This window comes from Actinokineospora sp. UV203, from assembly GCF_056323665.1.
Genome location: NZ_CM150484.1, coordinates 2,339,506 through 2,363,837, shown reverse-complemented (window position 1 = coordinate 2,363,837; position 24,332 = coordinate 2,339,506). Strand labels below are relative to the sequence as shown.

The window sequence follows — 24,332 nt, the reverse complement described above, 5'->3', positions numbered from 1 at the left end:
GGTCCCGTGTGGCGGCCGGTGATAATCACGCTAGGAGGTGACATGGCAGCCGACATTGCGGCGAAGGCGACGTTGGCCGCCGTGGCCCTGGGTGGCGCCGTAGGCGCACTCGCGCGATTCATGCTGGTCAGCGCGTTACCCGGGAAAGCGGGTGGATTTCCGCTGGGCACTTTGCTGGTCAATTCCGTGGGCTGTCTGCTCATCGGGGCGCTGATGGTGGCGGTGACGGAACTGAGGAATATTCATACGCTTGCCAGGCCATTTCTGGGTGTAGGCGTACTCGGTGGCTTCACCACGTTCTCCGCCTACGCGGAGGAAGTTCGCGCGCTGCTTGCTCCGGACACGCTGATTTTCGCCATGTCAGCTCTGCTGGGAACCGTCCTGTGCGCGCTCGTCGCCGTGGCGGCGGGAATGCGCCTCGCCCGGTGGCTGCTGTGACCGCGTTCCTGGTGGTCCTCGGCGCGGCGGTGGGCGCGCCCCTGCGCTACCTGACCGACCAGGCGCTGCGCCGCCGCTTCGGCGACCGTTTTCCGTGGGGCACGCTTACCGTCAACGTGGTCGGTTCCGGCATCCTCGGCGCGCTCACCGGAACGTCGACAGCGGTGCACGCCCTGCTGGGCATCGGCTTCTGCGGAGCGCTGACGACGTACAGCACGTTCGGCTACGAGACCGTCCGACTGATCGAGGACCGCGCGTACACGCGCGCGTTCGCCAACGTCACCGTCAGCGTGATCGCGGCTGTCGGCGCCGCGGCTCTCGGCCACGCGTTGGTTGTTTAGCCCGCGAGCGTGAGCTGCAACGCCTTGGAGACGACGGATTTGAGGGACGGGTCGTCCGGGTCCGACTTCTTGTCAAGCCACACGGCCTGCACGAGTTTGAGGCTGTTGCCCTCACGCCCGCTGGCGTAGGCGGCCGACTCGAACGCGGGCTGGTGCGCACCCGGCCAGGCCACACCTTGCGCGGCTTGGTCGACGATGCCGCCCGCGCCGGGCTTGTCCGCCACCGCGCGCAGTTCGGTCGCCGACGCGCTCTTGGTGAACCGTAGGACTGAGACCAGCACGGCCACCGGCCTGCCGTCCGCGGTCGCCTCGAACCGGGCGCGGATGAGCCGGGCGCACCCGTTGTTCTCCAGCCAGGTCCGGACATCGCCGAACGCGTGGGCCGCGCAGTCGGTGTGCTCGGCGGACCCCATCGCCGTGAAGGCGACACCGTCGACCGGGATCTTGGTCGTGGAGCTCTCGGGCTTGCCCGCTGAGCCCTTGTTGGTCGAGCTGATCGCCACCGCGATACCGGTGGCCAGCAAGATCGCGATGAGGATCGCCGCGACGATCGGCAGCCAGCGCAGACCGCGCGCCGGTTCGTCACGCTCGTTCTTGCCGTGGTGGGCGGCGAGCAGCGTGCGGGGGATGAACGTGGTCGTCGCGGCGGCGTTGCGGGCCGCGGTGTCGACGAAGCCCTCGGCGGCAAGGTCGGCGTTGTCGAGGTCCGGACCGCCTGGGTGCACGGCGGCGAGGATCTGCCGCACTTCATTGACCGTGCAGGTGCGCGTGTGGGTCGCGAGTTCCTTGGCGGCGGTCATCAGGTTGCGCGGCTCGGGATGCAGGATGCGCACCCCGCGCATGAGGTCCGGGGTGGGCTGGGAGACCTGCGAGACGTAGGGGCCGATCGCGACGACGGTGCCGACCGGCACCGGCTCGGTCCGCTCGGCCTGCAGCAGCGCGGTGACCGCCGACGTCGCCGCCAGGGCCTCGGCCGCCGGGTTGGTGGCGCCGTCGGGCCGCACGAGCGGCCACCCGTCGGTCGCCCACTGCCCGGCGAGCGGCGCGTCCAGCCGGACGGCGGGGTCCGGCAGGTCGACGCCGACGATGACCAGCAGGCCACGCGGCATGATCACGACCGCGTCGATCGGGCCGGGGCAGCCGGGAGGCTGGACGTCGAGTACCGCCACACCGCCCACGATCGCGTCGCCGCGTCCCCAGGACGCCAGCGCGGCACGCAGGTCGGTGCCGACCGTGGAGGTCTCGCCCCCGACCCGGATCAGCCGCACCCCGACACCTCCGAAAACCCCCGGCCGCGACCTCTTGCAGGTCACGCGCCTCACCGATGCGGACACGGTATCTGGGGCCCGTTCGGCCGATTGCGCCGACCTCCAGGGGTGATCCGAACGGCCGTCGTCACCCGATCAGTCGACCGTCGTTGTGGTTAATGCCACCTTCCAGTGTCATTAAATGTCATGGAGGTTCCATGTTCGGTCGTTCCCTGCGCGACCGGCGGCTGCGCGCCTGCCTCGCCGCGGCTGTCCTGGCGGTTCCCCTGATCGCCGCCGTCCCCGCCACCGCCGCTTCGCTGGCGCCGGTCTCCGATTCCCTCGCCGGCCTGTTGAGCGCCAGTGGTCAGCACACCGTGTTGGTGCACGGCACCTCCGCGACCGCGGCGGACACCGCCACCCGGGCCGCGGGCCTGACCCCGGTGACGACGTTCCGCAAGATCGGTGTCGTCGTGGCGAAGGGCTCGGCCGCGCAAGTCCAGGCCGTTCGGGCCGAATCCGGTGTGACGTACGTGGAGGGCAACGACCCGGTCGGGCTCTTCGCGCACAGCTCCGGCACGGTCGCGACCCGCAGCCTCGCGGCCCAGCAGACACTGACCGGCGCCAACGGCCGCAAGCTCGATGGCAGTGGCGTGTCGGTGGCGGTCATCGACTCCGGTATCGACCCCACCCACCCGGCCTTCAAGGGTGACGACGGCAAGACCCGCGTGGTGCGCAGCCTCAAAGGCGTGTGCCTCGACGAGAGCAGCGTCGGGGCAGGCTGCATCGTCGACACCACCAACTCCGTCGACACCGACCTGCTCGCGGTCGGCGGCCACGGCACCCACGTCAGCGGCATCGCCGCGGGCAGGCCGTACACCCTCGGCGGTGGAACGACGGTCGGCGGATCCGCACCCGGCGCGAAGATCGTGTCGATCTCGGTCGGCGCGGTGATCGTGATCGTCGGCGCCGACGCGGCGCTGAACTGGGTGCTCGAGAACCACAGGGCGCCTTGCGGAGCCGGTGTCCCGGCGAGCACCTGCCCGCCGATCAAAGCCATCAACAACTCCTACGGCCCCTCCGGCGGCGGCGAGTTCGACGCGAACTCGGCCACGGTGAAGCTGCAGCGCCAGTTGGCGGCGGAGGGCGTCATGACGGTGTGGGCGAACGGCAACGACGGCGGCGACGGCTCGGAAAGCCTGTCCAACCCGCCCGGCCAGGACCCGACCCCCGGCGTCGTGTCGGTGGCCTCCTACAACGACCAGGGCACCGGAACTCGCTCCGGCACGGTGTCCGACTACTCGTCGCGCGGCGCCCAGACCGACCCGTCGACCTGGCCGGACATCTCCGCGCCCGGTGAGAACATCGCCTCCGCGTGCAGGCTCTACCTGCCGATCTGCGCGACCGGACTCACGCCGCTCAACGGGCCGGGCCTGCTCGACCTGGGCACCTACAACGTGATCAGCGGGACGTCCATGGCCGCTCCGCAGATCACCGGCATCATCGCCCAGCTCTTCCAGGCCAAGCCGACGGCGACGCCCGCCGAGATCGAGGACGTCCTGAAGCGCACCGCGGTCAAGTACACCGACGGGTCCGGCTACCAGACCGTCAACGGGTACTCGACGAGCTTCGACAAGGGCACCGGCCTCGTCGACGTGGTCGCCGCGGCGACCGCACTCGGCGCGTACTGAGACTCGGGGTCGAATGCGGGGAGCCGATTATGGCTCCCGCATTCGGGTTTCCCGGACCGTTTCCATGGTACATCTGATGGTTTCGGAGTTCGTGTGGCCAAAGTGTCCGGATACAGGGCACAATGACCGCAGGTATTTCCGCTCAGTGCGGATAGCCGCTGGTTGACAGGACGTAGGGGAAGACGATCCTCGTCGAGCAGCGGAGGTCAGCAGTGAGCACCCGTGGAAACACCCAAGGCGTGGTGTACGTCCACTCGTCGCCGTCTGCGGTATGTCCGCACGTCGAGTGGGCTATTTCGGGCACCCTAGGGGTGCGCGCCGAACTGAAGTGGACCGCGCAGGTCGCGGCCCCCGGTCAACTGCGCGCGGAATGCGCGTGGACCGGTGAGGCAGGCACCGGCGGCAAGATCGCGGGCGCCCTGCGGGCGTGGCCGATGATCCGCTTCGAGGTCACCGAGGAACCCAGCACCGGGGTCGACGGTGAACGTTTCTGCTACGCCCCAGCGCTCGGCCTCTGGCACGCCCGCACCTGTGCGAACGGCGACATCGTGGTCGGTGAGGACCAGCTGCGCACGCTGGCCGCGTCCGCCCGCGGCGGCGAGTCCTTCGCCTTCGGCGTCGACGAGCTCCTCGGGGCGTCCTGGGACGAGGCTCTTGAGCCGTTCCGGCGCGCGGGCGACGGTGCTCCGGTGACCTGGCTGCACCGCGTGGGCTGAGCCCTGTGGCACGCTTGACCTGTGGCGCAAGGGCGAGGGGTCAGGCAGCCGTGGTTGTGGCCCGCGGTGCTGGTCGCGGTCGTGCTGACCGCGACCGCGAGCCTGCTCGCCCGCGAGCTGTACGCCGACGACCGCAACACCCCGCCGCCCTCGGCCATCCTGCCCAGCGCGGGCGCGCTGCCCCCTGGTGAGCAACCCGGGCACCGGGACGTGCGGGGCACGCAGGACGCGATCCAGCACCCGATGTACGAGACGGTCCGGCAGCTGCTGCAGACCTACTTCGACGCGATCAACGGCAAGAACTACGAGCGGTGGCGCACGACCGTCACGGCCGAGCGGATCAAGAACATGCCCGAGGAGACCTGGCGGGCCAGCTACCGGTCGACGCAGGACGGCAGCATCGTGGTCTACCGGATCGACACCGGCCCTCGGGGCAGCGCGCGGGTGATGTTGACCTTCATCTCGAAACAGGATGTCGCCGACGCACCGCTGGAACTGCCGGAGCCCTGCATCAGGTGGCACGTGATCTTCCCGCTGACCGTCGAGGCCAACGTGTGGAAGCTCGACGCGGGCCCCACGGGGGCGTCCCCGCGGCACGAGCGGTGCTGACAATCGAATTAATGCCGTACTAACACTTCATGGCCTGAGAAAGTTGCTCCATTCGCGCTTGAACGCACGTGTGGTCCCCGGCGTAACGGTGGCTGAGTCCTGAAGGGCTCGCACTGAGACGGAGGATCGTGTGGATCAGGTTGAAGCACAACTCGTCAAACACCGGGAAAGGTTCTCTCGCTGTTCCGCATCATGGTCGGCCTGCTGTTCGCCTGCCACGGCGCCGCGACGCTGTTCGGCGTGCTTGGCAAGAGCGCGCAGTCGGTCCCCGATTTCGCCGCGTGGCCAAGCTGGTGGGCGGCTGTCATCCAGCTCGTCGGCGGCACCGCGGTCGCGCTCGGCATCGGTACCCGGGTGGCCGCTCTGATCTGTTCAGGCTCGATGGCCTACGCCTACTTCGTGGCGCACCAGCCCAAGGCGCTGTGGCCGATAGAGAACGGCGGGGTGCCCGCCGTCCTCTATTGCTGGGCCTTCCTGCTGATCGCGTTCATGGGCGCGGGCCGCTGGGCGCTCGGCAGGCGGCTGGGCCGCACGCGCTGATCGAGTCGACCCTCGCCCACCCGTCAGAGCGGGATGTTGCCGTGGGCTCCGCGTCCGGCAGGCGCGGCGGCCAGCGCCTCGGCCAGCTTCTGGCGGGTGTGGCGGGGGTCGATGACCTCGTCGACCACGCCGATCGCCATCGCCCGGTCCACACCACCGGCGATCCGCTCATGCTCGGCGGTGAGTCGCACGTGCAGCGCTTCGCGCTCCTCTTCCGCAGCCGCGGCAAGCTTCTTGCGGTGCAGGATGCCGACGGCGGCCTTCGCGCCCATGACGGCGACCTCGGCCTCCGGCCAGGCGAACACGGCGGTGGCGCCCAGCGAGCGGGAGTTCATCGCGATGTACGCGCCGCCATAGGACTTGCGGGTCACCAGGGTCACCCGCGGGACCACGGCCTCGGCGAAGGCGTGCAGCAGCTTCGCGCCGCGGCGGACGACGCCGTCCCATTCCTGGCCGACGCCCGGGAGGTAACCCGGAACGTCCACCACGACCAGCAGCGGCACGCCGAAGCTGTCGCACATCCGGACGAAGCGGGCGGCCTTCTCCGCGGACAGCGAGTCCAGGCAACCGCCCTTGCGCAGTGGGTTGTTAGCGATCACGCCGACCGTGCGGCCGCCGAGGCGACCCAGGCCGATCACCACGTTCGGCGCCCACTTTGCCTGCAGCTCCTCGAACTGGGACACGCCGTGGGCGTCGGAGTCGAGGATGCCGCGCAGCAGCGGCTTGACGTCGTAGGCGCGGTTGACCTGCTCGGGCAGCAGGTCGCGCAGCGGGGTCTCGTCGCGCACCGCGTGCAGGTCGAACAGGCCGGGCTTGGCGAACAGGCTGGTGATGCGGCGGGCGCGGACGTAGGCGTCCGGCTCGTCGGTGGCCAGCACGTGCACGACACCGGACTTGCGGCCGTGCGCGTCAGCGCCGCCGAGGCCTTCCTGGTCGATCTGCTCGCCGGTGACGCTGCGGACCACGTCCGGGCCGGTCACGAAGACCCGACCGGCCGGGGACATGATCACCACGTCGGTAAGCGCGGGACCGTAGGCGGCGCCACCGGCCGCCGGGCCGACCACGACACTGATCTGCGGGATGCGGCCCGAGGCCCGGATCATCGCGGCGAAGACGTTGCCGACAGCGTCGAGCGACTCGACGCCCTCGGCCAGCCGCGCGCCGCCGCAGTGCCAGACCCCGATGACCGGGCTGCGCTCACGCAGCGCGGTGTCGATGGCCTCGACGATGTGCCTGCAGCCCTCGGTGCCCATGGCGCCACCCATCTTGGTGGCGTCGGTGCAGTACGCGATGACCTTGACCCCGTCGATCCGCCCGCGCACCGCGAACACACCGCTGGAGTCCGCGGGGCGCAGTGCCGCCATCGAGCCGGCGTCGAGCAGCTGCGTGAGCCGGACCAGCGGGTCGCGCGGGTCCAGGTCAAGCGTCTCGCTCGATTTGGTGGCCAGAGCGGTCATCGGGGGAACTCCTCAACTCCGGACTTGGTGAGCCCCGGTGGTCAGGCGGCGGTGAATGCGAGCGCGACGTTGTGGCCGCCGAAACCGAACGAGTCGTTGATCGCCGCGGCGAGTTCGACCTTGCGCGGCTGGCCGGTGACGACGTCCAGGCCGACGCGCGGGTCGATGTTCTCCAGGTTGCGGGTCGCGGGGATGACGCCGTAGTAGATCGAGAGCAGCGTGATGATGCTTTCCACCGCACCCGCGCCGCCGACGAGGTGGCCCAGCGCCGACTTCGGCGCGGTGAGCACGACGTGGTCGCCGAGCGCCTTGCGGATCGCCGCGGCCTCACCGATGTCGCCGACCACCGTCGAGGTGGCGTGCGCGTTGACGTGGGTGATGTCTGTCGCGCTCAGGCCCGCCATCCGCACGGCGTTGCTGATCGCCTTGATCTGGCCGACACCCTCGGGGTGGTTGCCGGTGATGTGGAAGGCGTCGGAAGTCATGCCGTAGCCGGAGAGCCTGCCGTACACGCGGGCGCCGCGGGCGGCGGCGTGCTCGGCGGTCTCCAGGACCACCACGCCCGCGCCCTCGCCGAGAACGAAGCCGTCGCGGTCGTTGTCGAAGGGCCGCGACGCGCGCTCGGGCTCGTCGTTGCGGGTGCTCAGGGTCCGCGACTGGGCGAACCCGGCCACGGTGATCGGGTGGATGCACGCCTCCGCGCCACCGGCGACGACGACGTCGGCCCGGCCGTTCTGGATCATCTGGTAGGCCGTGGCGAGCGCCTCGGCGCCGGACGCACAGGCCGAGGCGGGGGTGTGCACACCCGCGCGGGCGCGCAGCTCGATGCCGACGTGCGCGGCCGGGCCGTTGGGCATCAGCATCGGCACGGTCAGCGGCGAGACCTTGCGCAGGCCGTCGCGCTGGAGGAGTTCGTACTGGTCGAGCAGGGTGACCGGACCGCCGATACCGGTGCCGATGACGACCCCGAGACGTTCGGGGTCGACCGGCGCTTCCTCGTCCCTCGGCAGTTCGAATCCGGCGTCAGCCCAGGCCTCGCGGGCGGCGATGATCGCGATCTGCTCACACCGGTCGAGCCTGCGGGCCTGGACCCGGGGCAGGACGTCGGTGGGATCGACCAAGAGCGGCGCGGCCAGCTTGGCGGGCAGGTCGTAGCGTTCGACCCACTCCTTGTCGTTGACGCGGATGCCGTTCTTGCCTGCGAGCAGCGCTTCCCAGGTGGTCGTGACATCACCGCCGAGCGGCGTGGTGGCGCCCAGCCCGGTGATGACGACGTCGACGTTGCTCATGGGGTTTCCTTCGCAGCGTGGGTGGTGACTGGATTCGAATGCCGAGGAACGAGGTATGCGGTCAGGCGTTGGTGGAGATGTACTTCACGGCGTCGCCGACGGTCTTGAGGTTGGCCAGCTCGTCGTCCGGGATCTTGACGCCGAACTTGTCCTCGGCCTGCACGGCGATCTCGACCATCGAGAGCGAGTCGATGTCGAGGTCGTCTACGAAGGACTTCTCGGCCGTCACGTCGTCGGTGGCGACACCGGCGACCTCTTCGACGATCTCCGCGAGTCCTTCGAGGATCTCGGTGTCGCTGGGCTTCTCCGACATTCCAGGTTCCTTCCTGTTCGATCAAACCGGCCGGTACCGCACCTGCCGGAGTTCTTGCTTCCCTGTGGTCAGGGACAGATGACGACCTGTCCCGCGTAGGACAGGCCCGCGCCGAAGCCGACGAGCAGCGCGACGTCGCCGGGCTTGATCCGGCCCGCCTCGCGCATGTGGTCCATCGCCATCGGGATGGACGCCGACGAGGTGTTGCCCGACTTGACGATGTCGTCGGCGACGACCATGTCCTCGCGGGCGCCCTTGGCGCGCAGCTTCTTCGCGATCGACTCGACGATGCGCAGGTTGGCCTGGTGCGGGATGAGCACGTCCACATCGGACGGCTGCAGCCCGGCCGCTTCCAGCGCCCGCAGCGCGATCGGCGCGATCCGCGTGGTCGCCCAGCGGAAGACCGACTGGCCCTCCTGGAAGATGTGCCGGTCCTCGGTCATGCCGATCATGTCGACCATGTCGCCCGCGCTGCCCCAGACGACCGGGCCGATGCCCGCCTCTTCCGAGGGTCCCACAACCGCGGCGCCCGCGCCGTCGGCGAAGATGATCGCGTTGGCCCGGTCGACCGGGTTGACCCAGTCGGTCAGCTTCTCGGCGCCGATGACCAGTACGCGCCGCGCGGAGCCCGAACGCACCAGGTCCGATGCCGTGCCCAGCGCGTAGCAGAAGCCCGCGCAGGCGGCGTTGAGGTCGAACGCGCCCGCCGCCTTGATCCCGATGCGGTCGGCGACCTGGGCCGCGCCGTTGGGGATCTGGGTCGGCATGGTGCAGTTGGCCAGGATCACGGTGTCCACATCGGACGGTGAGAGGCCGGAGTTGGCCAGCGCCTTGGACCCGGCCATGACCGCCATGTCGACGAGCTTCTCGTCGGGCCCGGCGAACCGGCGCTCGGCGATGCCCACGCGCTCCCGGATCCACTCGTCGGTGGTGTCCATTTTCTGCGAGAGCTCGTCGTTGGTGACGATGCGCTCAGGCTGGAAACTGCCGACCCCGAGGATGCGGCTGGCTTTGGCTCCAGTGGCGAGTCGCATTGTGGTCACGCGCTACTTCCGATCATGTCGGTCACCGTGTCGAGGTTGTCGGGGGTCTTCATGGCCACGGTGGGGGTGCCTTTGAGTTCCCGCTTTGCCAGGCCGACGAGCGCGCCCGCGGGCGGGAACTCGACGATGCCGTCGACGCCGAGTTCGGCCATCGTCGCCATGCAGCGGTCCCAGCGAACGGGGTTGGTGACCTGGTCGATGAGCCGGGCGAGCACCTCGGCGCCGTCGGTCACCGCGGCGCCGTCCCGGTTGGACAGCAGGGTGAAGGCCGGGTGCGCCGGTGCGCCGAGCGTCTTGGCGTGCGCGGCGAGGGCCCGCTGCGCCGGGGCCATGTAGTGGGTGTGGAACGCGCCCGCGACCTTGAGGGTGATCACCTTCGTGTCGACGGGCGGCTCGGCGGCGAGCTTCTCCAGCGCGGGGAGCGACCCGGCGGCGACGATCTGGCCCGCGCCGTTGCGGTTGGCGGCCACGAGGTCGAGCTCGGCGAGCCGGGCGAGGATGGCCTCTTCGGTGCCGCGCATCAGGGCGGCCATGCCGGTGGGCTCGAGTTCACAGGCGGCGGCCATCTCCCGGCCGCGCACGGCGGCCAGCGCGATGGCGTCCTCGGCGGTGAGCACGCCCGCCATGGCGGCGGCGGCGAACTCGCCGATCGAGTGCCCGGCGATGACGGCGTCCGCGGGGATCTCCACGCGCGAACGCAGCTCCTCGAACGCGAGCAGGGTGGCCGCGACGATGAGCGGCTGGGTGATCGCGGTGTCCTTGATCTCGTCGGCCTCGGCGGTGGTGCCCAGCCGGATCAGGTCGAGGCCCGCGATGTCCGACCAAGCCGCCAGCCGGTCGGCCGCGCGGGGGAGTTCGAGCCACGGGCTGAGCATGCCGGGGGTCTGGGAACCTTGCCCAGGAGCGAGTAGCGCGATCACCTGCTCACTAGACACTGTCCAGGGCTCCGTTACGCATGTCGGCACTCACCAAGTTGTGCGGCCTCTGTTGTAGAGAGTCTACAAAAGTGACCACGCGGTAAACGCTACGGACGGGTATTCGTTGTCAGTTGTGTCGATAACCACTAAAAACGTGGCTACCAGAGCCCGCGAGCCCTTGACAGCCTGCCGACCGCCAGTGCGATCCGCAGCACGAGCGCGTCGCGAGGATCGTTCGCGTTCCGTCCGGTCAGCTCCGTCGCCTTGCGCAGGCGGTACCGGACGGTGTTCGGGTGAACGAACAGCTGCCGCGCGCAGGTCTCGAGGACACCGCCGGTCGACAGGTACGCCTCGACGGTCTCCTGCAGCGAGCCGCCCGCCTCTTCGAGGGGTCGCGCGATGCGGTCGATGAGCTGGAACTCGGCCTCCGGGTCGCCCGCCAGCGCCCGCTCCGGCAGCAGGTCCGTCGACCGCACCGGCCGCGGCGCCTCCCGCCACGCGACGACCGCCCGCAGTCCCGACAGCGCGTCAGCCGAACTGTGGTGCGCTTCGGCGAGGCTGGCGACAGTGGGGCCCGCGACGACCGCGCCCTCGCCGAACGCCTCGGCTATCTTGCCCATGACCTCCCGATCGGTGCCGTCCTCGGTCGGCCCGCCCAGCACCACGACCAGCCGGGAACCCTGGACGCCGAGCAGCACGGGTCGGCTGACCCGGGCGGCGCGGCTGCGGACCTCGAAGACAACCGTCGGCGGGTCGTCGGACGGCGGGTTGCCGACCAACACGGTGGCCTCGGCGCCCGGGTCCCAGCCGAGGGCGGCGGCCCGCGAGAGCAGCGACTCCTCGGCGTCGCCTCGCACGATCCCGTCGACGACGAGGGCTTCGAGCCGGGCGTCCCAGGCGCCGCGGGCCTCGGCGGCGGAGGCGTAGGACATCGCGGAGGCGAACGCCACCTCGCGCCCGTAGCGGAGGACGGCTTCGCCCAGCAGCGCCCGGTCCTCGTCGGTGGCCGCGAGGTCCGGCACCATCTCCTCGAAGATCTTCAGCGACACCCGGACCATCTCGACGGTCTGCCGCAGGCTGACCCAGCGGGACAGGTCGCGGGGGGCGCCGCGGAACGTGTCGGTCGTCATCCGCAGGGCTTCCATCGGGTTGCGCAGCCACGCCGCGAACCCGGCCACCCCGCTCTGCGCGACGAGCAGCACGGACGCCCGCTGGTCGGCGGGCATCCGCACGAACCAGGCGAACTGCGCTTCCATGGCCGCGACAGCGGCGGACGCCAGCTTTCCCGACGCCCGCTCCACCGCTTCCAACGTCTCGGCGGACAAACCAACCGACGCCCCACTCATCTCTCCACACTCCCACACGGTGTTCGTCTTCGGCCCGTCAGCGCCGCTTGGTCGCTTGGGGGTGCTCCTCGCGGTCCACCAGGTTCGTGAGGACGTGCTGTTGGACGAAGGTCCACAAATTGCTGGCGAGGAAGTACAACAGCACGCCGATGGGCACCGGGAAGAACGCTCCGGAGACCAGCATCCCGATCGGCGCGAGGTACATCAGCGCTTTGCTGACCGCGGCCATCTGTGGAGTGGTCGCGTCTTGGCGCCGCAGGCTCATGCGCATGGTCAGGAACGTCGCGAACCCGGCCACGATCATGAGCGGCACGCCGACGGCGAGCATGTGCGCCCGGTCGGTGCCGAAGGCGATCAGCTCGGCGGCGGGCTGGCTGAGCCAGTTGCCCAGCTTGGCGCCGAACAGGTCCGCGCTGAGGAACGAGTCCACACCGGCGCGGTCGAACACGTAGTTGGACTGGGCGCCGGGGGTGAAGCCGCGCAGTGGTCTGGCAGGGCTGGGTTGGTCCCCGATCGCACCGTGTGCGACCCAGCCGTTGTTTACGCACCCCGACGCGCGCAGCGCGAGCCCGCACTGGTGGTCCGGCAGGGCTGGGATGGTCACCGATCGCACCGTGGGGGTCTGGGGGTCGCCCCCCAGGACAAATGACGCCCGATCCCCCACCCGGTGAGCGCATTCCGCGAACACGTAGGCGGAATCGGGCGGGCCGCCCGGCATTTCGGTGCGCTCGATGCCGGGCGGCCCATCTCCCCGGTCCCCACCGGTGGTTCCACTATGGATAGAGCTTGGCGGTGGTGCCATGTGATTCGGCGGTTTTAACCCATTCGTGGGATGTGTTGCGGTTGCCGGGGCGGGTGACGTGGGAAACGATCTCCCGGGACAGAGATCTGCCCGTCGGGGGCCTAGGAGGTACACATCATGGGTGCGGAACTGCGGGAAGGGTTGGGTGCGGCGTGGTCGATGGTTGCCACGTTCGTGCCGAAGCTCCTCGGCTTTCTCATCATTCTTTTGATCGGCTGGCTCATCGCGAAGGCTGTGGCCAAGGGTTTGTCCATGGTGATGGGCAAGCTCGGTTTCGGTAAGCTGATGGAGAAGACCGGGATGTCCGGTCTGGCCCGCAATTCCGGGGTTGATGTCGGCAACATCTTGGTGAAGTTGGTCTACTACTTCATTCTGCTGATCGCACTGCAGTTGGCGTTCGGGGTGTTCGGTGAGTCGAACCCGGTCAGTGCGCTGCTCAACGATGTCATCGCGTTCCTGCCGCGGATTGTCGTGGCGGTTGTGCTGCTCATCGTGGCGGCGGCGGTCGGCAAGGTTGTTCGTGACCTGATCACGAGCGCGCTGGGCAACCGGCCGTTTGGTCCGATGTTGGGCACCGTCGCGTATGTCTTCATCATCGCGTTCGGTGTCATCGCGGCGTTGAACCAGGTGAACATCGCGACGACGGTGACTATGCCGGTGCTGATCACGGTGCTGGCGACCATCGGCGGCATCCTGATCGTCGGCCTGGGCGGTGGCCTCATCAAGCCCATGTCGGAGCGGTGGGGTGGTTGGATCGAGCGCGCGCAGTCGCAGATGGGCACGACTGATCACGCGCCGCGGCCGCGGGTGGAGACTCCGCCCACTGTCGAGGCGACGATGGAACGTCCGGCGCACGATTCGCGTCGTTAGTCGGATTTCGCGGCGGCGTCGGGCTTTGGCCTGGCGCCGCCGTTTCCGTGTCGGGACTTTGGTCCTGTGCCTGCTGGGACTGGCTCACACCTGTGGGGGAGTGGGGTTCGCTCTCCAGCGGGATGATCTTCGGGCTTGACCGGGACACGCTCGTGGCATGACCGAGCGACCGCACATCCTGATCGTCGGCGGGGGCTATGTGGGCCTGTACGCCGCGTACCGTTTGCAGAAGAAGTTGCGGGGCGGTGAGGCGACCGTGACTGTCGTCGATCCCCGTCCGACCATGACTTATCAGCCGTTCCTGCCGGAGGCGGCGGCCGGTTCCATCGAGCCGCGCCACGTTGTCGTGCCGCTGCGCAAGGTGTTGCGCGGGTGCCGGGTGGTGACGGGCTCCGTCACGGGGGTCGATCACCGCCGCAAGGTGGCGACGGTTGTGCCTGCCGAGGGTGTGCCGACCGAACTGGCCTACGACGTTCTGGTGCTGGCCGCGGGGTCGGTGGCGCGGACGCAGCCGGTGCCGGGGCTCGCCGAGTGCGCGATCGGGTTCTCGACCGTGGGGGAGGCCATCTACCTGCGCAACCAGGTGTTGTCCCGGCTCGACGTCGCCGCGAGCGCGACCGATCCGGAGGTGCGCCGCCGGGCGTTGACGTTCGTCGTCGTGGGCGGCGGGTATGCCGGGGTGGAGGCCTTCGGCGAGTTGGAGGACATGGCCCGGTTCGCGATGCGGGTCTACCCGGAGTTGGCGCCGTCGGACATGCGCTGGGTGCTGGTGGAGGCCGCCGACCGGATCATGCCGGAGGTCAGCCCGTCGCTGGCCACCTACACCGTTCGCCGGCTGGAGAAGCGTGGCATGCGGGTTCTGTTGGACACCACGGTGACCAGCATGGTCGATGGACACATCGTGCTCAGCGACGGCGAGGAGTTCGACTCCGACACCGTCGTCTGGACGGCCGGTGTGCGGGCCAATCCGTTGGCTCAGGCCAGCGGGCTGCCGGTCGACCCGCGTGGCCGGCTGGTCGCCTCGACGACGCTGCGGGTGCCGGGCTATGTGGACCTGTGGACCGCGGGCGACAGCGCCGCCGTGCCCGACCTGTCCGCCGATGGTGCTTGGTGCGCGCCGAGCGCCCAGCACGCGGTGCGGCAGGCAAAACTGTTGGCGGACAACATCATCCGCTCACTTCGCGGCCGGGAACCCAAGCCCTACAAGCACTCCCACGCCGGCTCGGTGGCCAGCCTCGGCCTGCACAAGGGCGTCGCCGAGATCTACGGCATCCGCCTGCGCGGCCTGATCGCGTGGCTCATGCACCGCGCGTACCACGTCACCCGCGTGCCAACCCTCAACCGCAAGGTCCGCGTCCTGGCCGACTGGCTCATGGCCTTCCTCCTCCGCCGCGACGTCGTCTCCCTTGGCCAGATCCACGACCCGCGCCGCGACTGGGCCGCCATGGTGGAGACCACTACCACCCACCCGCGAGTCGCCCCGCCAGGCAAGTGAGTCGCCCCCTCCGGCAACCGAGTTCGACATTCGCGATGGCGCGAATGTCGAACTCGTTCGCCTGGAGGGGCGACTCACTTGCTGGAAGGGGCGACTCGCGGGGGTTTGTCAGGCGGAGCCGGGGTCGGAGGTTTGGGGGCCTGCGGCGGTGACGTCGTCGATGCGGTACTTGCGTGCCGCGTCGACGACCTTCGACTGGTCGACCTCGCCGCGCCGGGCCAACGCGGCCAGGACGGCGACGGTGATCGACTCGGCGTCGACGAGGAAGTGCCTGCGGGCGGCCGGGCGGGTGTCGGAGAAGCCGAACCCGTCGGTGCCCAGGGTGGTCATGTCGGTCGGCACCCACGGGCGGATCAGGTCCGGCACCGCGCTCATCCAGTCCGACACCGCGACCACCGGGCCGGGGCTGTCCTTGAGCACCGACGTCACGTACGGCACCCGCGGCTCGGCCTCGGGGTGCAGCATGTTGTGCCGCTCGATGTCGACCGCCTCGCGCCGCAGTTCCGCCCAGGACGTGGCCGACCAGACGTCGACCTGGACGCCCCACTCGTCGGCCAGCATCTGCTGGGCCTTGACCGCCCACGGCATCGCCACGCCGGAGGCCAGGACCTGCGCGCGCGGGCCGGAGCCCTCGGGCGCGTCCAGGTACCGGTAGAGACCACGCAGCAGGCCCTCGACGTCGAGGTTCTCCGGCTCCGCCGGCTGCTGGTATGGGTCGTTGTAGACGGTCAGGTAGTAGAAGATGTCCTCCGCCTGCTCGCCGTACATCCGCCGCAGGCCGTCCTTGACGATGTGCGCGATCTCATACGACCAGCCCGCGTCGTAGGACACCGCCGCCGGGTTGGTCGCCGCCAGCAGCAGCGAGTGCCCGTCGTTGTGCTGCAGGCCCTCACCGGTCAGCGTCGTGCGGCCCGCCGTGGCGCCCAGGACGAAGCCGCGCGCCATCTGGTCGGCCGCGGCCCACAGGCCGTCGCCGGTGCGCTGGAAGCCGAACATCGAGTAGAAGATGTAGATCGGGATCATCGGCTCGCCGTGCGTGGCGTACGACGTGCCGACAGCGGTGAACGACGCGGTCGAGCCCGCCTCGTTGATGCCCTCGTGCAGGATCTGGCCCGTCTCGCTTTCCTTGTAGGACAGCATGAGCGAGGCGTCCACCGAGGTGTAGAGCTGCCCCTGGTGGTTGTAGATCTTCTGCGTCGGGAACATCGAGTCCATGCCGAACGTGCGCGCCTCGTCCGGGATGATCGGCACGATCCGCGCGCCGATCTCCTTGTCCTTGGCCAGGTCGCGCACGAGCCGGACGAACGCCTGCGTGGTGGCGACCTCCTGCTTGCCGGAGCCGCGCTTGATCACGTCGTAGATCTGGTCGCCGGGCAGCACCAGCGCCTTGGCCTTCGAGCGGCGCTCGGGCAGGTAGCCGCCGAGCTGGCGGCGGCGCTCCTGCAGGTACTGGATCTCGGGCGAGTCCTGGCCGGGGTGGTAGTACGGCGGCAGGTACGGGTCCTTCTCCAGCTCCGCGTCCTCGATCGGGATGCGCAGCGTGTCCCGGAACAGCTTGAGGTCGTCCAGGGTCATCTTCTTCATCTGGTGCGTCGCGTTGCGCGCCTCGAAGTGCGGACCGAGGTTGTAGCCCTTGATCGTCTTGGCCAGGATCACCGTCGGCTGGCCGTGGTGCTCGGTGGCCGCCTGGTAGGCCGCGAAGACCTTGCGGTAGTCGTGGCCGCCGCGCTTGAGGTTCCAGATGTCCTGGTCCGACATCGGGTCGACCAGGGCCTTGGTGCGCGGGTCGCGGCCGAAGAAGTGCTCGCGGACGAACGCGCCGTCGTTGGCCTTGTACGTCTGGTAGTCGCCGTCGGGGGTCTGGTTCATCAGGTTGACCAGGGCGCCGTCGCGGTCGGCGTGCAGCAGCGAGTCCCACTCGCGGCCCCAGATGACCTTGATGACGTTCCAGCCCGCGCCGCGGAAGTAGGACTCCAGCTCCTGGATGATCTTGCCGTTGCCGCGGACCGGGCCGTCAAGCCGCTGCAGGTTGCAGTTGATCACGAAGGTCAGGTTGTCGAGGCCCTCGTTGGCCGCGACGTGGATCAGGCCGCGCGACTCGGGCTCGTCCATCTCGCCGTCGCCGAGGAACGCCCACACGCGCTGGTCGGAGGTGTCCGAGATGCCGCGGGCGTGCAGGTAGCGGTTGAACCGGGCCTGATAGATGGCGTTCATCGGGCCGAGGCCCATGGAGACGGTCGGAAACTCCCAGAAGTCGGGCATCAGCCGCGGGTGCGGGTACGACGGCAGGCCGCCGCCGGGGCCAGCGTGCGAGAGCTCCTGGCGGAACCCGTCGAGCTGCGCGGTCGAGAGCCTGCCCTCGAGGAACGCGCGGGCGTAGATGCCGGGGGAGGCGTGGCCCTGAACGTAGATGTGGTCGCCGCCGCCGGGGTGGTCCTTGCCCCGGAAGAACCAGTTGAAGCCGACCTCGTAGAGCGCCGCCGATGAGGCGTACGTCGAGATGTGACCACCGACACCCACACCGGGTCGCTGCGCGCGGTGCACGGTCATCGCCGCGTTCCACCGGATCCACGCCCGGTAGCGGCGCTCGACCTCCTCGTCGCCGGGGAACCACGGCTCGCGGTCGGTCGGGATGGTGTTGACGTAGTCCGTGCTCGTCAGCGACGGGACGCCGACGTGGCGCTCACGGGCACGCTCGAGCAGCCGCAGCATCAGGTACCGGGCACGCTGCTGCCCGCCGCCCTTGAGCGCGGCGTCGAACGACTCCAGCCATTCCGACGTCTCCTCCGGATCGATGTCCGGCAGATGCGCCGCGAGCCCGTCGCGGATCACGCGCACGCGCTCGGGAGTGCCTGGGTTGCTGTTCTGGGTGGGCAACTCGAGCTCCAGCCTGCTTCGAAGGTGTATATAAATCGCGCGCGCGTTAACGCGCGCGAGGGGACACTCTGCCATGTTCGTCTGAATCGACGCCGCCGTCATCGTTACTGGTCAGTACGGGTGTCAGGACACGCCTCAGAGCAGCTGCGAAGGCCTGTTTGCGGCGTGTCGGGGACTCCACGGTTGCGCAGGTGGCCACACTCAGTGTTCGCTATCGCCTAACCGAACAGGCGTTACGCGGTCGGACAGGCCAAGATGGGGCCTGATGACCGTGCGAAATCAACTGGAGGAGTGACACCGTGGTGGCCGCGGGAGACACCGGCAATGCTGGCGTCGCCGACAAACTGGGGATCGAAGAAGGCACCGTTGTCCAGGAGATCGGCTGGGACGAGGACGTAGACGACGATCTCCGTGCCGCCATCGAGGAGCGAATTGGCTCCGATCTCCTCGATGAGGACGCCGACGATGTAGTCGACGTCGTACTGCTGTGGTGGCGTGAGGAAGACGGCGATCTTGTCGACGCACTCATGGACGCCATCGGCCCGCTCGCCGAGAACGGCGTGATCTGGGTATTGACCCCGAAGACGGGCCGCGACGGACACGTCGAGCCCAGCGACATCGCCGAGGCGGTGCCGACCGCGGGACTCGCACAGACCTCCAGCATCAGCGTCGGACCCGACTGGTCCGGCACGAGGCTGGTGTCGCCCAAGTCGGTCAAAGCCAAGCGCTGAGCCGTGCGACCCGGGGAGGCCCCCGCTGTAGGGGTCTCCCCGGTCCACGAGGTGGACGTCACGGTGCCCGAGCGGGCCAGTGGCCTAGGGTGAAACCACACGCACGATTGGCGGGTGCCCACGCGCGCCCCAAATTTCCAGGAGGATGCCGGGTCATGGCAGTCGCGGTCGGGTCGAAGGCTCCGGATTTCACGCTCAACGACTACAACAAGCAGCCGGTGAAGCTGTCGGACTTCCAGGGTTCCAAGAACGTCCTGCTGGTGTTCTACCCGTTCGCCTTCAGCGGCATCTGCACCGGTGAGCTCTGCCAGGTCCGCGACGAGCTGTCGACCTACACCGACAGCGACGTCCAGGTCATCGGCGTCTCCGTGGACACCCCGTTCAGCCTCAAGGCGTGGGCCGAGCAGGAGGGCTACACCTTCCCGCTCCTGTCCGACTTCTGGCCCCACGGCGCCGTGGCGACCGAGTACGGCGTGTTCAACGAAGCCGCCGGCCTCGCGAACCGCGGCACGTTCCTCATCGACACCGAGGGCGTCGTCCAGTTCGCCGAGATCAACGCCCCGGGCGAAGCCCGCGACCAGGACGCCTGGAAGAAGGCCGTCTCGTCGCTCAAGGGTTAAGTTCTTCCACGACCGGTGCTTGTTTGAGGCACCGGCGTGCGGGCGCATAGCTCAGCGGGAGAGCACTCGGTTTACACCCGAGCGGTCGCAGGTTCGAATCCTGCTGCGCCCACCAAAGTAATCCACGCTGTCGACACCCGTGTGCCTCTACTGTGGCGCCGTGACGACTCAGGTGATCGTGCTCAACGGGGGCTCCAGTTCCGGCAAGTCCGGGATCGCGCGGTGCCTGCAAGCCGTCTTGGCGGATCCCTGGTTGGTGCTCGCGGTCGACACGCTGGTTGACGCGATGCCCGTTTCCATGCGGACCTCGGCCCAGGGAATCGACTTCGCGCCGGATGGGGCGGTGGTTGTGGGGCCGGAGTTCCGGTCGCTGGAGGCGGCGTGGATCGCGGGGGTGGCCGCGATGGCGCGTGCCGGGGCGAGGATCGTCGTGGATGACGTCTTCCTCGGCGGTGCGGCGTCCCAGGGGCGGTGGAAGGACGGGCTCGGGGACCTGCGTGTCCTGTGGGTGGGTGTTCGGTGTGCGAGCGCGGTCGCTGAGGGCCGCGAGATCGCGCGGGGGGATCGGATCTTCGGGATGGCCGCGGCGCAAGCCGAGATGGTCCACGAAGGCGTCGCCTACGACTTCGAGGTTGACACCACGCACACCGAGGCTTTGGAGTGTGCTCGGGCCATCGCCGCCCGTGTGCGGTAGGTCCCGTTTGTAATGTTTGGGTGTGCTCGGTCGACATGGGTGTGACTGGGTGGTTGAACTGGGGGTTCGGGGCGCATGTGGCGTCGTGGTGTTGTGCTGCTCTGCGCTGTGGTGACGCTGGGCGCGTGTACGTCTGTGGTGTCGGGCTCGGCGGTGCCCGATGAGGCCGCCGGCGCGCTGTCGGCGCGGCTGGGTGGCGTCGACGGCGGGCTTGGTGAGCTGAGCACCGTCGACTTCTGTAGCCTGCTGGACGGGAAAGCGATCAAAGACCTGACCCGCCACCAGAACGTGGAGTTCGGGTCCCTCGACTACTGCGTCCTCTACGCCGAGGCCGACGGCGAGGACATCCAGGTGAGCGTCGAACTCGTCAACCCGCCGCCCAACATCCACAGCCTCGACCTCGAACGCCGCGACTGGCTGCCCGACCCCCTGCGCGTCGGGCCGCATGACGACATCGACGGTGGGTGTGAGACCGGGATCTTCTTCAAGGACGGCAAAGCGGTGCTGTCGTTCGCCGCGCGGACCCAGCCCGGCGAGGACGAGCCCGCGGTCGACCAGGACGACCTCTGCGACATCGCCGACGCCCTTCGCAAGGCCGCCGCGACCGTGATCGTCGAGGGCCGGGTGAAGCACACTGACTTCGCAGCGAACTCGCTCGGCCGGGTCGACCCGTGCAGGCTCCTCACCGGGCAGCAGATCAACAAGGCGATGCCGACGACGTACGGGCATCAGATCGGCACCCCCACCAAACACCGGTGCAGGTGGGGCCTGGACGCGGAGCTGGAACTCGCGGCGGACATCAGCGACTGGCCGTTGGACGAGGAGTCCTACGCCCCGGAGACGATCGCGGGCCGACCGTCCTTTGTGTCCACGTCGAAAGGCGACAAGGTCGTCTACTGCGAACTGGTGACGGCGAACATCGAGGACGCGCCGGGTACCCGCGAGACAATGACGATCTACGTCTCCGCCAAGATCGACAAACCGGACCCCTGCGTCGCCGCCCGCGACCTGGCCGCGCTCGTCTGGCCGCAGCTGCCCGCCGGCTCTTGAGGCACACTGGGGCGATGGGTGATCAGTACCTGCTCCGGCCGGTGGGCCGGGTCGAGTCGCCGCTGACCGACCGGGCGGACGCGCCGAAGCAGGGCGACGAAGGTGCGCCGATCGCGCGGATCGTGTTGGACGCCGAGTTTGCGGAGGCAGCGGCCGACTTGACGGCGGGCGATGTCGTGCTGGTGCTCACCTGGCTGCACCAGGGCAGGCGGGACGTGCTGTCGGTTCACCCACGCGGCGACGCCAGTCGCGCGCTGCACGGGGTGTTCTCCACCCGCTCGCCGGATCGGCCCAATCCGGTGGGTTTGCACCGGGTCTCGATCGAGAGTGTTGACGGTACGACGCTCGTGGTCCGCGGGCTGGAAGCCATCGACGGGACGCCCGTCATCGACGTGAAACCGGTGCTGGGCGAGGTCGGCGAGCGCTGACCTCGCCCAACATTCATGCGACGGGTTCGAGCGCCGCTTCCTCCGTGACAGCGGTCTTCTTCTTGCGCTTCTTGACGGTGTGCACGATGACGCCGCCGATCACGACCACGCCGAGCAGGACCATGCCGCCGGTCGACAGCGCGCCCTCGATGCGCTTGGCGGCTTCGCCGAGGGCGGCGCCGATGCCGATGTGGATGGCCGACCAGCAGGCCGCCCCCGCGACCACGGCGGGCAGGAACTTGCGGTACGGCAGGCCGGACGTGCCCGCCGCGGCCGGGGTCAGCGTGCGCACCACCGGCATGAAACGGGCGAAGAACACCGCCCACGCGCCGCGCCTGCGGAGGATGTCGGTGGCCTTGTCCCAGCCCTCGGTGCCGTACTTCTGGATCAGCTTCGTCTCGCGCAGCTTCGGGCCGAAGCGGCGGCCGATGAAGTAGCCGACCGAGTCGCCGACGCCCGCGCAGACCGTGACCACGAGCCACAGCAACAGGAAGCGCGGCGCGCTGTTGACGGTCGTGGACGCGACCAGCAGCCCCGCTTCACCCGGTGCGATGAAGCCCAAGCCGATGGTGCACTCCGCCAGCACCAGACCGCCTGTCGCCGCCACGAGAGCAGGCTGCGGCAACGCCTGGAGCCATTCGAGCACGTCGGTAACCAAAGCCACGGTCGATCCCCCTCAAGAATCGGCGCCGGACCACCCGGCGCCGCACGAAGTCTCTCGTTTGGAGGGAGCCTGGCATAACAGGGTTCCCCCTGAGATCGGACCGAGATCCGATCTCAGGGGTCATCCCGTGGTCTGACTACCGCTTGAGTAGCGCGCTGATCTCCTGGCTTGCCGAGCCCGCCTGCGCGAGGTGCCGCAGGTTCTCCGGGACCTCGTCGCCGCGGTGTTCGACGGCCTGGGTGTAGAGGCGGCCCGCGCGGTACGACGAGCGCACCAGCGGCCCGGCCATGACCCCGGCGAAGCCGAGCGCCTCCGCGGTTTCCTTGTGCTGCAGGAACTCCTCGGGCTTGACCCACCGGTCGATCGGGTGGTGGCGCACGCTCGGGCGCAGGTACTGGGTGATCGTGATGATGTCGCAGCCCGCGTCGTGCAGGTCGCTGAGTGCCTCGGTGACCTCTTCCGGCGTCTCGCCCATGCCGAGGATCAGGTTCGACTTGGTGATCAGCCCGAAGTCACGCGCCTCGGTGATCACCTGCAGCGAGCGCTCGTAGCGGAACGCCGGGCGGATGCGCTTGAAGATCCGCGGGACGGTCTCCAGGTTGTGCGCCAGCACCTGCGGGCGCGAGCCGAAGACCTCGGCCAGCTGGTCCGGCTCGGCGTTGAAGTCCGGGATCAGCAGCTCGACACCGGTGCCCGGGTTGAGCGCGTGGATCTGGCGGACCGTTTCGGCGTAGAGCCACGCGCCGCCGTCGTCGAGGTCGTCGCGGGCGACGCCGGTGATCGTCGAGTAGCGCAGGCCCATCGCCTGGACCGACTCGGCGACGCGGCGGGGCTCGTCGCGGTCGAGGTCGGATGGCTTGCCGGTGTCGATCTGGCAGAAGTCGCAGCGCCGCGTGCACTGCTCACCGCCGATGAGGAACGTGGCCTCGCGGTCTTCCCAGCATTCGTAGATGTTGGGACAGCCCGCCTCCTCGCAGACCGTATGCAGGCCCTCGCGGCGGACGAGGCCCTTGAGTTCACGGAACTCGGGCCCCATCTTCGCGCGGGTCTTGATCCACGAAGGCTTCTTCTCGATCGGGGTCTGGCTGTTGCGCACTTCCAGGCGCAGCATCTTCCGACCCTCAGGCGCAACCGTCACGGCGTCAGGCTACGCCCACGATCGGCGTGACTGGTATCACGTGGGTCACTCCGGGTCCGGCGAAACGCCGGTCAGGCCGGCTGTCCGCTGCCACAATGTCCGGCCAAGATCGGGGTTGACCGCCGCTGCCCTCGGCTTCGCCCGGCCGGGGGCGCCGAAGACCTCACCCGGTCCGGTCGGACCGAAGTACTCGCCACCCTGGACGTCGGGCGCGGTGGCGGCGTAGAGCTGGGGGAGCGCGCCGCGTTCCACGGACTGGGTGATGAGCTTGTTGCCGAGGCTCACGACCTTGGACACCGCGCCGCTGAGCGGTCCGGGGACGCGCAGCCGGGCCGAGTTGACGGCGAGGTCGGTCTCGGTCATGCCGGGATGCGCCGCCACGCTGATCACCGTGTCGCCCGCGGCGAGGAGCCGCCGGTTGAGCTCCACGGCGAACAGCAGGTTCGCCAGCTTGGACTGCGCGTACGCGGCGGCGGCGTTGTAGCCGCGACGCTCGAAGTTCAGGTCGTCGACGTCGATGCGGCCGGAGCGGTGGGCGATGCTCGACAGCGTCACCACCCGCGCCTCGTCGACGCCGCGCAGCGCGGGCATCAGCAGCCACGTGAGCGCGGCATGGCCGAGGTGGTTGGTGCCGATCTGCAGCTCGAACCCGTCGGCGGTGGTGGCCCTAGGGGTCCCCATGACGCCGGCGTTGTTCATCAGCACGTCCAGTCGATCGCCGGTGCGCGCGCGGACCTCGGCGGCGGCCTTGCGAACTGACGCCAGGTCGGCGAGATCGATCTCGAGCAACTCGGCGGCGCCATCGATGGCCGCGATCGCCGCCCGGCCGCGTTCCAGCGACCGGGCGCCGACGAACACGTGCGCGCCCTTTCCCGCCAGCACCTGCGCGCTACGAAGTCCTAAGCCGGAGTTGGCCCCGGTGATCAGGACGGTGCGTCCGCTCAGATCGGGAATGTCGGCTTCGGACCACGTCATCGTGCCCTCCAGGGCGTCGGCTCCCACCGATCCTAGGAACG

At 69.3% G+C, this 24,332-nt stretch carries 25 protein-coding genes and 1 tRNA gene; 14 read left to right on the top strand and 12 right to left on the bottom strand.

All coding sequences use genetic code 11. The features are described 5' to 3' along the window. Positions 1 to 42: 42 nt before the first annotated feature. Together crcB (ACUZ2Y_RS10880) and crcB (ACUZ2Y_RS10875) are read left to right on the top strand one after the other, a co-directional pair. On the top strand, positions 43 to 438 hold the full coding sequence (crcB, locus tag ACUZ2Y_RS10880) for a fluoride efflux transporter CrcB (RefSeq protein WP_476329421.1): 396 nt from the start codon (positions 43 to 45) through the stop codon (positions 436 to 438). After that, positions 435 to 779, top strand: coding sequence for a fluoride efflux transporter CrcB (crcB, locus tag ACUZ2Y_RS10875; RefSeq protein WP_476331730.1), 345 nt, complete (start codon positions 435 to 437; stop codon positions 777 to 779). Before crcB (ACUZ2Y_RS10880) ends, crcB (ACUZ2Y_RS10875) begins: the two co-directional genes overlap by 4 nt. On the opposite strand, the gene ACUZ2Y_RS10870 is transcribed toward crcB (ACUZ2Y_RS10875), so the two are convergent. Then, positions 776 to 2,047 carry a hypothetical protein gene (locus ACUZ2Y_RS10870; RefSeq protein WP_476329419.1) on the bottom strand — a complete coding sequence of 424 codons (1,272 nt, stop codon included), beginning with the start codon at positions 2,045 to 2,047 and terminating at the stop codon, positions 776 to 778. The genes crcB (ACUZ2Y_RS10875) and ACUZ2Y_RS10870 overlap by 4 nt on opposite strands. Positions 2,048 to 2,244: 197 nt before the next feature. On the opposite strand from ACUZ2Y_RS10870, the gene ACUZ2Y_RS10865 reads away from it, so the two are divergent. The 4 genes from ACUZ2Y_RS10865 (at position 2,245) to ACUZ2Y_RS10850 (ending at position 5,582) form a co-directional block, all read left to right on the top strand. Beyond that, a complete protein-coding gene (locus ACUZ2Y_RS10865) occupies positions 2,245 to 3,717 on the top strand; it encodes a S8 family peptidase (RefSeq protein ID WP_476329417.1) in 1,473 nt (490 codons plus the stop codon). Positions 3,718 to 3,929: 212 nt separating this feature from the next. Beyond that, the gene (locus ACUZ2Y_RS10860) at positions 3,930 to 4,433 is read left to right on the top strand and encodes a DUF3145 domain-containing protein (protein WP_476329416.1); all 504 of its coding nucleotides are present in this window, start codon (positions 3,930 to 3,932) and stop codon (positions 4,431 to 4,433) included. 21 nt (positions 4,434 to 4,454) lie between these two features. Further along, positions 4,455 to 5,042, top strand: coding sequence for a hypothetical protein (locus ACUZ2Y_RS10855; protein WP_476329414.1), 588 nt, complete (start codon positions 4,455 to 4,457; stop codon positions 5,040 to 5,042). 180 nt (positions 5,043 to 5,222) lie between these two features. Then, on the top strand, positions 5,223 to 5,582 hold the full coding sequence (locus ACUZ2Y_RS10850) for a DoxX family protein (RefSeq protein WP_476331724.1): 360 nt from the start codon (positions 5,223 to 5,225) through the stop codon (positions 5,580 to 5,582). Positions 5,583 to 5,605: 23 nt separating this feature from the next. Here the strand turns inward: ACUZ2Y_RS10850 and ACUZ2Y_RS10845 are convergent, their stop codons facing one another. From ACUZ2Y_RS10845 to ACUZ2Y_RS10815, 7 genes are all read right to left on the bottom strand, one after another. Continuing rightward, entirely contained in the window at positions 5,606 to 7,039 is a 1,434-nt protein-coding gene (locus ACUZ2Y_RS10845; protein WP_476329412.1) for an acyl-CoA carboxylase subunit beta, read from the bottom strand. Positions 7,040 to 7,080: 41 nt separating this feature from the next. Further along, on the bottom strand, positions 7,081 to 8,328 hold the full coding sequence (locus ACUZ2Y_RS10840) for a beta-ketoacyl-[acyl-carrier-protein] synthase family protein (protein ID WP_476329410.1): 1,248 nt from the start codon (positions 8,326 to 8,328) through the stop codon (positions 7,081 to 7,083). Positions 8,329 to 8,389: 61 nt separating this feature from the next. Further along, positions 8,390 to 8,641: an acyl carrier protein gene (locus ACUZ2Y_RS10835; protein ID WP_091371887.1), complete on the bottom strand. Its 252-nt coding sequence runs from the start codon at positions 8,639 to 8,641 to the stop codon at positions 8,390 to 8,392. A 68-nt stretch (positions 8,642 to 8,709) separates the two neighbouring features. Then, positions 8,710 to 9,675 (bottom strand): beta-ketoacyl-ACP synthase III, encoded by a 966-nt coding sequence (locus ACUZ2Y_RS10830; RefSeq protein ID WP_476331721.1) that lies wholly within the window; start codon positions 9,673 to 9,675, stop codon positions 8,710 to 8,712. A 5-nt stretch (positions 9,676 to 9,680) separates the two neighbouring features. After that, positions 9,681 to 10,619, bottom strand: a complete 939-nt coding sequence (locus ACUZ2Y_RS10825; RefSeq protein WP_476329407.1) for an ACP S-malonyltransferase — start codon at positions 10,617 to 10,619, stop codon at positions 9,681 to 9,683. Between the two features lie 140 nt (positions 10,620 to 10,759). After that, entirely contained in the window at positions 10,760 to 11,947 is a 1,188-nt protein-coding gene (locus ACUZ2Y_RS10820) for a PucR family transcriptional regulator (protein ID WP_476329405.1), read from the bottom strand. Positions 11,948 to 11,984: 37 nt separating this feature from the next. Beyond that, on the bottom strand, positions 11,985 to 12,551 hold the full coding sequence (locus ACUZ2Y_RS10815; protein WP_476329404.1) for a YidC/Oxa1 family membrane protein insertase: 567 nt from the start codon (positions 12,549 to 12,551) through the stop codon (positions 11,985 to 11,987). A 315-nt stretch (positions 12,552 to 12,866) separates the two neighbouring features. Here ACUZ2Y_RS10815 and ACUZ2Y_RS10810 point away from each other — a divergent pair, with 315 nt between their 5' ends. Together ACUZ2Y_RS10810 and ACUZ2Y_RS10805 are read left to right on the top strand one after the other, a co-directional pair. Next, positions 12,867 to 13,619 (top strand): mechanosensitive ion channel family protein, encoded by a 753-nt coding sequence (locus ACUZ2Y_RS10810; RefSeq protein WP_476329402.1) that lies wholly within the window; start codon positions 12,867 to 12,869, stop codon positions 13,617 to 13,619. Between the two features lie 157 nt (positions 13,620 to 13,776). After that, a complete protein-coding gene (locus tag ACUZ2Y_RS10805) occupies positions 13,777 to 15,114 on the top strand; it encodes an NAD(P)/FAD-dependent oxidoreductase (protein ID WP_476329400.1) in 1,338 nt (445 codons plus the stop codon). Positions 15,115 to 15,222: 108 nt separating this feature from the next. Here the strand turns inward: ACUZ2Y_RS10805 and aceE are convergent, their stop codons facing one another. After that, entirely contained in the window at positions 15,223 to 17,991 is a 2,769-nt protein-coding gene (aceE, locus tag ACUZ2Y_RS10800) for a pyruvate dehydrogenase (acetyl-transferring), homodimeric type (protein ID WP_476329398.1), read from the bottom strand. A 299-nt stretch (positions 17,992 to 18,290) separates the two neighbouring features. Between aceE and ACUZ2Y_RS10795 the strand changes: the two genes are divergently transcribed. From ACUZ2Y_RS10795 to tsaA, 6 genes are all read left to right on the top strand, one after another. Then, complete coding sequence (locus ACUZ2Y_RS10795; RefSeq protein ID WP_476329397.1) at positions 18,291 to 18,722, top strand: DUF3052 domain-containing protein; 432 nt, start codon at positions 18,291 to 18,293, stop codon at positions 18,720 to 18,722. A 155-nt stretch (positions 18,723 to 18,877) separates the two neighbouring features. Beyond that, positions 18,878 to 19,342, top strand: coding sequence for a peroxiredoxin (locus ACUZ2Y_RS10790; RefSeq protein WP_091371855.1), 465 nt, complete (start codon positions 18,878 to 18,880; stop codon positions 19,340 to 19,342). 40 nt (positions 19,343 to 19,382) lie between these two features. Next, positions 19,383 to 19,457: transfer RNA gene (locus ACUZ2Y_RS10785), tRNA-Val, on the top strand. 45 nt (positions 19,458 to 19,502) lie between these two features. Then, a complete protein-coding gene (cpt, locus tag ACUZ2Y_RS10780) occupies positions 19,503 to 20,036 on the top strand; it encodes a chloramphenicol phosphotransferase CPT (protein WP_476329395.1) in 534 nt (177 codons plus the stop codon). A 75-nt stretch (positions 20,037 to 20,111) separates the two neighbouring features. Beyond that, the gene (locus ACUZ2Y_RS10775) at positions 20,112 to 21,086 is read left to right on the top strand and encodes a DUF3558 domain-containing protein (RefSeq protein WP_476329393.1); all 975 of its coding nucleotides are present in this window, start codon (positions 20,112 to 20,114) and stop codon (positions 21,084 to 21,086) included. A gap of 14 nt (positions 21,087 to 21,100) precedes the next feature. Then, positions 21,101 to 21,514 carry a tRNA (N6-threonylcarbamoyladenosine(37)-N6)-methyltransferase TrmO gene (gene tsaA / locus ACUZ2Y_RS10770; protein WP_476329391.1) on the top strand — a complete coding sequence of 138 codons (414 nt, stop codon included), beginning with the start codon at positions 21,101 to 21,103 and terminating at the stop codon, positions 21,512 to 21,514. 13 nt (positions 21,515 to 21,527) lie between these two features. Here tsaA and ACUZ2Y_RS10765 read toward each other — a convergent pair whose 3' ends face one another. The 3 genes from ACUZ2Y_RS10765 to ACUZ2Y_RS10755 all read right to left on the bottom strand — a co-directional run bounded on the left by ACUZ2Y_RS10765 (position 21,528) and on the right by ACUZ2Y_RS10755 (position 24,291). Continuing rightward, on the bottom strand, positions 21,528 to 22,178 hold the full coding sequence (locus ACUZ2Y_RS10765; protein WP_476329389.1) for a DedA family protein: 651 nt from the start codon (positions 22,176 to 22,178) through the stop codon (positions 21,528 to 21,530). Between the two features lie 136 nt (positions 22,179 to 22,314). Beyond that, the gene (gene lipA / locus ACUZ2Y_RS10760) at positions 22,315 to 23,316 is read right to left on the bottom strand and encodes a lipoyl synthase (protein WP_091371824.1); all 1,002 of its coding nucleotides are present in this window, start codon (positions 23,314 to 23,316) and stop codon (positions 22,315 to 22,317) included. A gap of 45 nt (positions 23,317 to 23,361) precedes the next feature. Further along, on the bottom strand, positions 23,362 to 24,291 hold the full coding sequence (locus ACUZ2Y_RS10755; protein WP_476331718.1) for an oxidoreductase: 930 nt from the start codon (positions 24,289 to 24,291) through the stop codon (positions 23,362 to 23,364). Positions 24,292 to 24,332: the final 41 nt, after the last annotated feature.